Source organism: Deltaproteobacteria bacterium, from assembly GCA_030654105.1.
Classification (GTDB): Bacteria; Desulfobacterota; SM23-61; order SM23-61; family SM23-61; genus JAHJQK01.
The window spans coordinates 1-11,900 of sequence record JAURYC010000318.1 but is presented as its reverse complement, the minus strand read 5'-3'; the positions used below and the strand labels follow the sequence as shown (position 1 = coordinate 11,900).

The following is an 11,900-nucleotide window of genomic DNA, read 5'->3' as shown; positions in this document are numbered from 1 at the left end:
GATAAAAAGAAGGTCCAGGTGAGTAAGGTCTAAGTCTTTCAGGGCTTCCTGGACCATATTGCTGTCAAGATGGCAGGCTCCTCCCGTGTTGATCTGGACCACCGGGGCTCCGGTCTGGCCGATCCGTTCGGCATCATAGGTAGACTGGATATCCCCTTCCACCACCCCGACGCGGAAATCCCCTTTTAAAGACTGGATGGTTTTCTCCAGGAGAGAAGTCTTGCCGGCTCCGGGAGAACTCATGAGGTTGATAACCAGCACCCGATTTTGAGAAAACTGCCGGCGGTTTTCCTCAGCCAGGCGCTGGTTTGCCTCCATGATGTTTTTAACGACCGAGATCTTCACCGAGTCCCTCAAAAGGTAGTTCGGAGTTAAGAGTTCGGAGTAGGGTTTTTCCCACTTACCTCTCCCCAATCGCCGCCTTTTTTCTTATTCCGCAATCCACATTCCGAATTCCGCATTCGATTCATCGTACTTCAACGAAAAGTCCCTCGGGGCGTGTATACCCTTCTTCTTGGGCCAAATGGTCTAAGTGCAGGGTCAGGTAATCCTCAACTTCCCAATTCAGGTCCTCTACCCTTTCCCGGACATCAACGGTCTTGAGATAACGCTGGCACAATAGACAAATGTCTACTCGATTACCCGCTTCTCCTTCCACCTGGAAATAGGTGAGCTTTTCCTGGTCCTCATTCAGGCAGTAAGGGCATTTCATGCGGGGAAAATCCCATTCCATGGCGCAGAGCGGGCAATGAAGAATCCGTTTCCCTTCTTCCCGGATTTCCCCCATGCCCGGATATCCCCCGCAAAAAGGGCAATACCCATGAGCCCAAGAAAATTCTTTCTGCTCCTTCCGCCAGTATTCCGCATAAATTTCGAAGGCCGGTTTAAGGGATTGGAGAACGAAAAAAAACAACAGGCTTCCTTCTTCGCCGATTTCTTCCCCAAGGCGATCTTCCGTCAGGCGGTCTAATAGAAAACGCTTCAAAAAAGGAGTAAACTCAAAACCTTTTTCGGTGATGGAGTTCCTTAAAGCATCGTACTTTTTGGGGTTTTGTTCCTTAAGGATTCCCAAAAGGCGCTGAAAATATTCTTGAATTTGAGCTTGATCCAGGGGGATTTCACCTGGCCGAAAATAAGGGAATCCCTCCTGCATATGGATTCGCAGTTTAATGGGATCCATAGGGCTTGGTAAAAAAGCCCATTGCTTCTTCATTTGCTGCTTCACGACGATAAGTCTCTCGGCCAACTCCAGAACTTCACGGTAATTGGGCCTCTTTTCCTTCTGCCGGCGGAGCTTTTGCAAGTTCGTATCCATAAAGTAATATCCTTCTGGGACGCAGATGAACGCAGATAATCAGGATTAAAGACTTTAAGACGTAAGAGCCAAATTTTAAAAAAATTTAAATCTGTATTTATCTGCGCCAATCTGCGTCCTGATTTATTCGGGGCTATTTTACAGCACTTCTTTAAGCGAGTCCAGGAAGAAACAACACACCATTGCGGATTGAAGATTTCAGATTGGAAAAAAACTGAAAAATCTGCAATCCGAAATCTGCGATCTGAAATCTAAAATGGTCTGCCATCGAAAATCTGCAATCTACAATTAAAGAGGCTTACCCTGAAATTCAGAGTAAGCCTCTTTTGTCAGATTTACCTCAATTTTTAAACTGACCGCCTACCGGCTTCCACGTCCCGCAGCCATTTGGGGCGGTGCTTCTTCGCCCAGCCCTTGGTCACAAATCCGTGGCCCATGACCTGGAAGGTTCCGGGGTTACCGTAGGTCCCCAGGTAAAAATGGATGACCAAAAACCCGCCCAGGACCAAAACACCGAGGGCGTGCAAGACATAAAGCCAACGGGTCAACTCCGGGGGAAAGAAGGGGAACCACATGAAAATTCCTGTTCCCATCATGATGAACCAGAAGAGGAAAAGCACCATGAAGAACATTTTCTGGCCGGCGTTGAACTTTCCGGCCTCGGGCACTTTTTCCACTTCCCACAGATAGCCCCCCAAAACGCGGAACCACTTCTTATCGTCTTCGTCAAAATACAGCGTATCCTTCCCCCAGGCCACGAGGGCGAAGAGGAAGGCAACGCCAAAGATAATCCCGTCGATGTTGTGGAGCAACTTCATAATATAGTATCCGCCGGGAAAGAAATTGGCAATGAAAGAGAGGGAGTGGAACATCAACCCAAAGCCCGTGAGGAAGAGGAAAAGGCAACTCCCCGCCAGGATCCAGTGGACCACCCTTTCGAAAGCTGTGGAACTGAGGATTAAGTTCTTTGGTTTAGCCATGTTCACTCACCCCCTTCTTCAGGGCGCTTGGGCCCTTTAATGATGTAATGGAAGAATGTTCCCACCAGCGCAGCCCCAATGGCTAATACAGAAAGCGGTTTGAGGAAGTCTTTCCATAGATAAACCGAAACAGGTATCGATGGGTTGACCACCATTTTTTCGTACATGCGCACCTTCTCCGGTAGTACGTAGACCACATGCGTTCCCTGGACAAATTTATCCCCGTATACCGTGGCATCCCCACCCAGAGTTTTGGCGCGGGCATAGGCCTGGGCGATCATTTTGTCCTTAGAACCGAAAGTCACTGCTCCGGGGGCGCAGGTCTTAGCGCAGGCCGGAATTTGGCCCTGGCTGATCCGATCCCAGCAGAGCGTGCATTTATAGACCTTCTTTGTCGCCGGGTCAAACCGCGGGATTCCAAAGGGACAGACATTCACGCAGTACTCACAGCCGATACACTTCTCTTTGTCGATCACCACCGCCCCTTCCGGGGTTTTGAAAATACAACCCGGAACCGGGCATGCCCTCTGGCAGGCCGGGTCTGTACAGTGCATGCAATTGTCTTTGCGGAACAGCCAGCGCATCTCTCCATTCTTAGTGGGGAGCTCGGTATAGCGGACCAGGTTCCAGGTAGTTGGAGTCAGGTCAGGGGGGTTCTGATGGGTGCCCCGCTGCTGGGTTTTCTCTGCCGGAAGCTTGTTCCATTGCTTGCAAGCCACCTGGCAGCCCCGACAGGCTGTGCACTTGGAGACGTCGATGAGCATCACTTTTTCTTCCATCTCACTTCCCCCCTTTCTTCTCGACGTTCACCATGAAAGCTTTGGACTCCGGGATCATGGTGTTAGCATCTCCAATGGTGGGGGTCAGCAGGTTGGCGCTATCTCCTCCATCCGGCGGAGTGACCCACCCGAAGTGCCAGGGGATGCCCACCTGGTGCACGGTCTGGTCCGCAATCTTGAAGGGTTTGAAACGGTCGGTAACGATCGCCTTGGCATCGACTTCGCCACGGGCTGACTTAACCACCACTCGTTCCCCATTGCGGATGCCTTTATCCTTGGCCAGCTCTTTGGACATCTCCACAAACATCTGGGGCTCCAGCTCGATCAGCCAGGGAGTCCAACGGGTCATCACCCCCGTCTGCCAATGCTCGGTTACCCGGTAGGTCGTACAGACTAAGGGGAACCGCGGGTCGCAGGAAAGAAACTTGTCTGCCCCGGCACCGATACCCGACTCCCCAAAAATTTTGGCCGCCGGGTTGAACTTTTGCGAGGACATCAGGTTCTTTTCAATGGGGCACTCTAAGGGCTCGTAGTGTTCGGGGAAAGGCCCTTCGACCATTCCCAGCCCGAAGAGCCGGGCATGGCCTTCCGGTAACATAATGAAAGGATAGATCGCTCCAGGAGGTGGCGGCCCATCAGGCACATCTCCCTGCCATTTGGTTCCATCCCACCAGATTACAGCCCGCTTGGGATCCCAGGGTTTTCCTTCCCAGTTCACCGAGGCGCGATTGTAGATGATCCGGCGGTTGACCGGCCAGCACCAGGCCCAACCGGGGTATAGTCCGATGCCCGTTGGGTCGGCTTTGCCGCGGCGGGCGGCCATATTCCCCCCCTGGGTGTAAGAGGCGCAGTAGAGCCAGTTGCCGCAGGTGGTGGATCCATCGTCCTGGAGAAAAGCAAAGCTCCCCAGCTGCTCCCCGGCCTTGGCGATAATGGTCTTCACCTTGGTCTTCGGGTCTTCCACCTCGATGTCCTTAGCCGTATAGCCGTTGATCTCTTTGGCTACGTAGTGGGGATCGGGATGTTTGATCGTCCCATCTGGCCCTTTGGGGCCGTAGTTCCAGGAAAGGTTCAGGATGGGCTCGGGGAAAGTACCCCCTTTCTCCTTGTAAAGCTTGCGAACTTTAATACAGAGCTCGTGCATAATATCCAGGTCTGATTTAGCCTGCCCCGGAGGATTAACCGCTTTATACCGCCACTGCATCCAGCGACCCGAGTTGGAGATAGACCCTTCCTTCTCAAAGGAAGCGGCGCAGGGCAGCATAAAGACTTCGGTCTTGATCTTGGAAGGGTCTTTCCCCGGGCCTTTCCAGAAGGATCCGGTCTCATTGTCGAAGAGATTCACGTTGACCATCCAATCCAGGTTCTCCATGGCTTTACGCACCTTGCCGGCATTGGCGCCGGAGCAAGCCGGGTTTTGGCCCCAGGCGAAGAAGCCTTTGAACTTACCCTTGGCCATCTGGTCAAAGAGCATGAGCCAGGAGGCATTCTGCGTATCGTCAAGTTTGGGCAGCCAGGTGTACCCGAAGTCGTTTTCCGGGGTGGCGTTGGCGCCGTACATGGCTTTTAGGAAGCTGATGATGTACTTGGGCCGGTTCTTCCACCAGTTGAAACTCTTAGGATCTTTGGTTTGAGGTGTATACTTTTCGTTGTAATCTTTCAGCATCTTATCCGAGGCTCGGGGCGCGGGGTTGTACCCGGTCAGGATATGGAAGAGCAGCCCGTGGTCCGTGGAGCCCTGGACGTTGGACTCTCCCCGCAGGGCGTTGACCCCCCCACCGGCCATTCCCATATTGCCGAGGAGCAATTGAATGATGGACATGGTGCGAATATTCTGCGTTCCCACCGTGTGCTGGGTCCAGCCCATGGCATACATGATGGTTCCCACTTTATCCGGCTTGCTGGTTTCGGTGTAAGCCTTATAGACCTTCAACAGGTCATCCTTGGGAGTCCCGGTGATCTTGGAAACGATATCCAGATTGTAACGGGAATAGTGCTTCTTCAGCAGCTGGAAGACGCTATTGGGATTCTGCAGAGTTTTATCCATCTTGGGAATCCCATTGGCGTCCACCTGATACTTCCAGGTGGCCTTGTCATACTTCCGTCCTTTGGCATCATAACCACTGAAAAGCCCGTCCTTGAAATCGAACTTTTCGTCGATCAGGAAGGAGGCGTTGGTGTACTCCACCACGTACTCCTTCTGGATCAGGTCGTTTTCCTGGATATACTTGATCATCCCGCCCAGGAAGGCGATGTCCGTGCCCGAACGCAGGCGGGCGAAAATATGGGCTTTGGCTGAAGTGTTGGTGAAGCGCGGGTCCACGCTGATCAGCTTGGCCCCTCGATCCATGGCCTTGTTAATCCATTTGAAAGAAATGGGATGATTGGACGCGGCGTTTGACCCCATGATCAGGATCACGTCCGCGTTCTGAAGATCGTTCCAGTGATTGGTCATCGCTCCCCGTCCGAACGACTCTCCCAGAGCCGCTACCGTGGGGGAGTGTCATATCCTTGCCTGGTGCTCGATGTACACCAGGCCCAGACCGCGGAGGAATTTTTGGTAGACGTAGCATTCTTCGTTATCCAGGGCCGCGCTGCCCACCGAGGCGATAGCATCGGTACGGTTGACCACCTCGCCTTTTTCGTTCTTCTGCATGAAGGAGGCATCGCGGTCTCTCTTGATATTCTCAGCAATTTTGTCCAGAGCCCATTCCCAGGTGACTTCCTTCCACTCTTTGGTGTTCGGAGCCCGGTATAAAGGCTTAGTCAAGCGATTGGCATTATCCGATAGCTGGTAGAGCGAAGATCCTTTGGGGCATAGGGAACCCTGGTTGATAGGATGGTCGGGATCTCCCTCCGTATTCACAACTTGGCCGTCTTGGGTATGCACGATAATCCCGCACCCGACGGCGCAGTAAGGACAGATGGTCGTGGTCTCTTTGGTGTACTTGATTTTCTGGGGTTTTGCCTGGGCTACTCGGGGCATTCCTTCAAGACCCAAGCCACCGGCCAGTGCCGTTGCCCCAGAGATCTTCAAGAAACCCCTTCTGGTGACATCCATATTTTTTTCCTTCCTCCTTTCTTAAGCGATCAAAATCTTCCTCTTGGTTCCTGTCCTTTTTACCCCCTTTCCTTTTATTATTTAAGGGCGTCCCGCTTCATGACATGCGTTACGGTCATTGCCGGATCTCTCAGTTCTCGCAGACAGTCGCCGCAGATCGAGACATCCGTCGAGACCAGGGTAAACGGCTGACGACCAGCCTGATCAGTGCTCTTGTGGATGGAAAAATCGGAAAAACCGTGAAAGGGATGGGGATTAACGGAAACTTCGGTTATCTGCGAGAGCGGCGGCGCTTCATTTTTAAGTCTCCGGATGAACTCTGAGATTCCTGTTCCCTCGACGTCGATAAAGACGCCCTCGCTCGTGTTGGTCACATATCCTTTGAGATCGAGTGACCCTGCAAGGTTATAGACAAAGGGCCTGAAGCCGACACCCTGCACGATGCCTTTGACTATGATCTGAGCCCGGAGAGCCATTTGGCCCATCTGTCTATCCCGACCCCGTGGTGCAGGAGACCTCGAAGATGTTCAATTTTGGATTGAGACCCAGCGAGTCGTTCCTCACCTTTGTAATGTCCGTATTCATGTACGGCAGAAGATCGATCTTGTTCAGTACCAGGGCTTTTGATTCGCGGAACATGAGCGGATACTTGAGCGGCTTATCATGACCCTCGGCTACGGAGAGTACCATCATCTTCATGTGTTCGCCGACGTTGAACTCGGCCGGGCAGACGAGGTTCCCCACGTTCTCGATGATAAGCACGTCCAGTTCTTTAAGCGGAAGTTCAGAGAGCACTTCGCTGATCATATTTGCATCAAGATGACATGCTCCCCCGGTGTTGATTTGCACAACAGGAACGTCGAGGGCGCCGATGCGCTCAGCGTCATCGCTCCCGACGATGTCCCCTTCGATCACGCCGATCTTCAGATGCGGCTTGAGGGCTTGAATGGTTTTTTCGAGAAGCGTGGTCTTGCCTGCGCCGGGAGCGCCCATGAGGTTAACGACATATACACCCGCATCTGCGAATCGCTTTCTGTTCTCTTCGGCGATACGGTCATTCGCCTCAAGTATGCGAGTTACCACTTTCACCTTCATACGTTTGCCTCCATATGAACAATCTCCATCTCTCGGCCGCTGGTGATCTCAAAGGATTTAGAACCGCAATGGGGACAGGCAAACATGAACTGAGCGCCTTCCGCAGCGTTAAATGCTTTTTTGCAGTCGTTGCAGGTACCGCCGACGGAAACAGACTCAATCTCGAGTTTCGCGTTGTTGGCTATCGAATCGATTTTCGCAGCATCGAAGGCGAAGACCAGGGCATCGGGGAGGATGCCGGCTGCCTTTCCGATCCGGACCCTGATCGAGTCCACGGAGTTATAGCCCTCCTCCAAGCATTTGGACTGTACGATATCAAGAATACTGAGGGCAATGGATGCTTCGTGCATGATTTCTCCTGATTCGACTCGTTCTTTCTCAATCTTTTTAATCGCGAAACCTGCATGAACAAGGACATAGTCCCCTATCCGAGGTTCCTCCGGCAGAAGCATGAGGCTCACCTGCCTGCGAGCGCCGTATACATCAATCGTAGCGATAAGATCATCCATACTGATAACACGTGCGGGAATGGCGAGACACATTGATCGTTCCTATCTTGCAATCGAATAAATAAGATCACTTAAAATAATGCTGATCTTTTATCCCACATATTGGATGTCATGTCAAGACCTGTATTGGACTATTTTTATGCGCCGGAAGGAGTGTTCCAAAAGGCCTGATCCCTCATGCTGGGAGAGCCTGTTCCTTTTTCAGTTCCTCGAATATCAACTCCACGACTTTCGGGATTACGGCCCTGACTTCATTGCTCAGTTCAAGAGACCATGAAGAAACATCTTTGGGTTGGACAGCGATGATGATGGTCTTCGGTTTTCCTCCCGTCATCTCTGCCATATGAAGAACATCGATAAGACTGATCTGGTGAAGCGAGAACTTCTGTTCGGACTTGAACTGCAGGTCATCAGGCGAGAATTTAAATATGGACCCAGGCGTATCACCGGCCTCAACCACGTCCACGACAATAAGAACGTCGATCTCTCGCAGCATAGGGATCAATTGGTGACTGACTGTTCCTGCCTCGAGCAATGTGATGTTTTCGGGGAATGCGGTATTCTTGAGGGCATTGATGACATGGACGCCAAAACCGTCATCGGTGAGCAGCAGATTTCCTACACCCAGAATTAAAACATTTCGGGGAGGCGCATTCACGCCTCCCCGTAGCTGTTCGTCAGAAACCATATTCGTTTAGTGTTTTTTGAGCTTAAAGCCTGTAAAGATAGAGGTGAAGGTATTATCTTTGTTCACCAGGGACGCCATAAGGCTCAAGTACACGTGGACAAGCACAAAGATTATAAATACCCACATCGTGAGGATGTGCCATATCCGCGTGTAAGACTCACCGCCGAGCATCGTGCTTACCCATCGGAAGCTGTCAGGCGCCGGAATGAACCCGAACAAATTCCCATGATAGACGGCAAGGCCCGTTAATGCCGAAAAGACTATCACAACGCCTAGAAACAAGTAGGCAAGCGCCTGCAGCGGGTTGTACTTCCGATAGTCCTTATGCGATTTGTTGATGAAAAGATAGTAGCTGAGAATATCCGGAACGTTCTTTATGTTCTGGATAATCCCAAAATCCTTCCAGTCGCTGTCAAACGTCGAACGGAATGCCATATATACTCTCACCACGAGACCCAGTATGAGCGCATAGGCTGCAACGAAATGGAAAAACCGCATCCAGGCCATGATGAAGCTTTCCGGCCCCCCGGCTATAAACGGCCAGTGAATATAGAAGCCGGTGAAAATTAACACCACGATGGCTACGACCCTAGTCCAATGATCCAGGAGGTAGCCAAGGCTCCACTCCCGTACTTTTTCTTTTTCCATGGCATCCTCCTTTAACTGACTTTGAAATCCATGATCCGGTTCGATTCGGGATGGATCACATGCACAGTGCATGCAAGACACGGATCGAAGGAGTGGACCACGCGCAAGATTTCGAGCGGCTTCTCTGCATTCACAACCTTGGTGCCGATCAAGGCGTCTTCAATGGGCCCGCGTACGCCGCTGTCGTCACGAGGAGAGCAATTCCAGGTCGTCGGTACGACGCACTGGTAATTTTTGATTTTCTTCCCGTCCACGTCGATCCAGTGTCCGAGAGCGCCACGAGGCGCCTCCCAGAGGCCTATTCCCTGGGCCTTATCGGGGATAGTATACTCCTTGTAGACTGCTGCATTTCCCTTCTTGATGTTCTCGGCAATATCGAGACCCCATTGGAACATGGAGTCTGCCACCATCTTGCACTCCAACGCCCGCGCTGCGATCCTTCCGATGACACCAAGGAGTACCTCGGGTTTATTAGCATGCCCAATCGCGGCCAGGGTGCTGTTGATCATCTTTGTTGCCGTGGGCTGGCCTGAAGCATATGCCACGAGCATCCGGGCGAGTGCTCCGACTTCCATAGGTTTGTTCTTCAACCGGGGCGCCTTTGCCCAAGTGTATTTCTTGTTGGGATCGTATCCGCTATATTCGGGATCCGTTACCCCGACGCTCGGGTTGAGGGGCTTGGCGTTCTTATACCAACCGTGCATCGTATGCTCCATAACGTCCTCAGGCTTGGCCTCGTGAACTTTCGGGAAGTCCGAAGCGTATAACACACCCCTCGGAAGGAGCCGTTTCTTGGGATCAAACGATGCGTCCTCGAACCCGCCCCAGGAAAGGAAGTTAGCGGGCCCTTTCCCGACTGCTGCATAATCGAGATAGAACGGAGCAATGGCAAGGACATCAGTGATGAACACATTGTCAATCCAGTCCTGAAGCTCCTTCACGCGGTACAGGTAGTTCTTCAGGTCATCAACGGTCGGCACATGCGTAACGCCTCCCGGAGGGCTCGTCATGGTCATCGGCATCCTTCCGCCGAAGAGTGCACTGACCTGAGCAGCCTTTGCCTGCATCTCGAGCGCTTCGAGATAGTGCGCAACAGCAAGTAGGTTCACATCCGCCGGCAGCTTGTATGCCGGATGGCCCCAGTACGCATTTGCAAAGGGGCCGAGCTGACCGGATTCTACAAACGATTTAAGCTTCTTCTGGACTTTCTTAAGCGAGGCCTCTTTGGGCTGCGCCTTGAGTGCTGAGACGACATCAACGTAGTCAAGAGCATTCAAATGGTAGAACCAGAGGATATGGGAGTGAACAAACTGCGCACCTTCAATGATGTTCCTGATGATCCGGCCGTTGTCCGGCGGTTTCACCTTAAAGGCATCGTCCATGCTCATACTGGAGGCATGGCCGTGGGAGGTGGGACAGACACCGCAGATACGCTGAGTAATGTGCCAGGCATCCCTCGGGTCCCTGCCATGCAGAATGATCTCGAAGCCCCGAAACAATGTGCCGGTCGTCCATGCATCCTTTACTTTACCGCCTTCGATCTCAACGTCGATCTTCAGGTGTCCTTCAATTCTTGTAAGTGGGTCAATAGTAATCCTGGCCATTATTTTTCACCTCCGTTTTTTCCTTTGGTCCTGCCTGAAGCCGCTGTAATGGCGGCATGTATTGCTATGCCTGCAGCCGTTGCCACTGCTGCTACCGCGCCGAGTTTGTCAGCGCCTGCCTCAACACCGCCCAAACCAGGTATCTTGACGCCGGGAAGCGGCTCATAGAACCCGGCAAATTTATCCGTCCAGCCCCGCTCGGCGCAGCCGATGCAAGGACCTCCGGCTTTGATACACCAACTCGTCCGGGCGTTAAATTGTATCTTCGGGCATGCCGAATAGGTCATCGGTCCTTTGCAGCCCACCTTGTACAGGCAATATGAGAGGGCCTCTTCCTGAGACCCGAATTTTTCCACGAACCTGCCGGCGTCAAAGTGCGCCCGCCGTTCGCAGTTGTCGTGAATCGTCTGACCGTAGAACATTTTCGGCCTTCCGAAGCTGTCAAGTTCGGGGAGTTTCCCGAGGAGGAGGAAATTAACGACTACGCCGACGAGATATTCCGGGTTGACGGGACAGAGGTCAAGATTAATAATCGGCTTGGAAATGTTGACCTTTTTCAATGCCTCGGTGACACCGATAATCTGGGAAGGATTCGGCTTCGCTGCAGGTATGCCTCCGTCGGTGGCACAGCTGCCCATCGCGACGACGGCGACGGCGGGGCCTGCCATCTCCTTCAGGACATCGAGCATCTCTTTGCCTCCCATCATGCCGTGCCCTTTTTTGGTCGGGATACCCCCTTCAACGAGCAGAATGTAGCCGCCGGCCTTCTTGGACGTTGCGAGTATTTCCTCGACTTGCTTACCGGCAGCAGCCATGATGGTCTCGTTATAGTCGACGCTCAGGATATCCAGGATGACCTCGGCAGCGCTTGGGTAACTTGCCTTGATGAATGCCTCGGTACAGCCTGTATCGGACGCGAAGTTGAGCCATACCACGGGCTGTCTCTTAGAAGCTTTTTCCAGGGCTGCAGCGATTTTGGGGACGTATAATTCGGAGAGGCCTATGAGGGCAGCAGTTGCACCACAATACTTCAAAAAATCTCTACGTTTGATACCACGAAACTCCAATGCATCAAGAAACTGTTTACTTACTTCATCTTTCTTTCCCATAAACATCCTCCTTTTAAATTAACGAAAAAGTCAAAACGTAAACACGGCGGAATTGAATGAGATCGTGAAGCATGAAGCTGTACTTGGTGTTTTGTTTAGTGTTCTCTGAATG

The 11,900-nt window shown here is 52.2% G+C and carries 11 protein-coding genes and 1 pseudogene; all 12 read right to left on the bottom strand.

The features are described from left to right. Positions 1-345, bottom strand: a 345-nt coding sequence (gene hypB, locus Q7V48_13930; protein ID MDO9211825.1) for a hydrogenase nickel incorporation protein HypB, incomplete at its 3' end; no start/stop codon positions are given. A gap of 121 nt (positions 346-466) precedes the next feature. Further along, entirely contained in the window at positions 467-1,315 is an 849-nt protein-coding gene (locus Q7V48_13925) for a formate dehydrogenase accessory protein FdhE (protein ID MDO9211824.1), read from the bottom strand. Between the two features lie 347 nt (positions 1,316-1,662). Beyond that, positions 1,663-2,295: a formate dehydrogenase subunit gamma gene (locus Q7V48_13920; GenBank protein MDO9211823.1), complete on the bottom strand. Its 633-nt coding sequence runs from the start codon at positions 2,293-2,295 to the stop codon at positions 1,663-1,665. A 2-nt stretch (positions 2,296-2,297) separates the two neighbouring features. Next, positions 2,298-3,074 (bottom strand): formate dehydrogenase N subunit beta transmembrane domain-containing protein, encoded by a 777-nt coding sequence (locus tag Q7V48_13915; GenBank protein ID MDO9211822.1) that lies wholly within the window; start codon positions 3,072-3,074, stop codon positions 2,298-2,300. Between the two features lies 1 nt (position 3,075). After that, positions 3,076-6,135, bottom strand: a complete 3,060-nt coding sequence (gene fdnG, locus Q7V48_13910; GenBank protein MDO9211821.1) for a formate dehydrogenase-N subunit alpha — start codon at positions 6,133-6,135, stop codon at positions 3,076-3,078. Between the two features lie 77 nt (positions 6,136-6,212). After that, complete coding sequence (locus Q7V48_13905) at positions 6,213-6,620, bottom strand: acylphosphatase (protein ID MDO9211820.1); 408 nt, start codon at positions 6,618-6,620, stop codon at positions 6,213-6,215. Continuing rightward, positions 6,587-7,230, bottom strand: a pseudogene (hypB, locus tag Q7V48_13900) (hydrogenase nickel incorporation protein HypB). The gene Q7V48_13905 and the pseudogene hypB (Q7V48_13900) overlap by 34 nt, the downstream one beginning before the upstream one ends. Beyond that, positions 7,227-7,772 carry a HypC/HybG/HupF family hydrogenase formation chaperone gene (gene hypC / locus Q7V48_13895; GenBank protein MDO9211819.1) on the bottom strand — a complete coding sequence of 182 codons (546 nt, stop codon included), beginning with the start codon at positions 7,770-7,772 and terminating at the stop codon, positions 7,227-7,229. Before hypC ends, hypB (Q7V48_13900) begins: the two are co-directional and overlap by 4 nt. 142 nt (positions 7,773-7,914) lie before the next feature. Next, positions 7,915-8,427, bottom strand: coding sequence for a HyaD/HybD family hydrogenase maturation endopeptidase (locus Q7V48_13890; protein MDO9211818.1), 513 nt, complete (start codon positions 8,425-8,427; stop codon positions 7,915-7,917). A gap of 6 nt (positions 8,428-8,433) precedes the next feature. Then, entirely contained in the window at positions 8,434-9,075 is a 642-nt protein-coding gene (cybH, locus tag Q7V48_13885; protein MDO9211817.1) for a Ni/Fe-hydrogenase, b-type cytochrome subunit, read from the bottom strand. 11 nt (positions 9,076-9,086) lie between these two features. Next, positions 9,087-10,679 (bottom strand): nickel-dependent hydrogenase large subunit, encoded by a 1,593-nt coding sequence (locus Q7V48_13880; GenBank protein MDO9211816.1) that lies wholly within the window; start codon positions 10,677-10,679, stop codon positions 9,087-9,089. Then, the gene (locus Q7V48_13875) at positions 10,679-11,788 is read right to left on the bottom strand and encodes a hydrogenase small subunit (protein ID MDO9211815.1); all 1,110 of its coding nucleotides are present in this window, start codon (positions 11,786-11,788) and stop codon (positions 10,679-10,681) included. Before Q7V48_13875 ends, Q7V48_13880 begins: the two co-directional genes overlap by 1 nt. Positions 11,789-11,900: the final 112 nt, after the last annotated feature.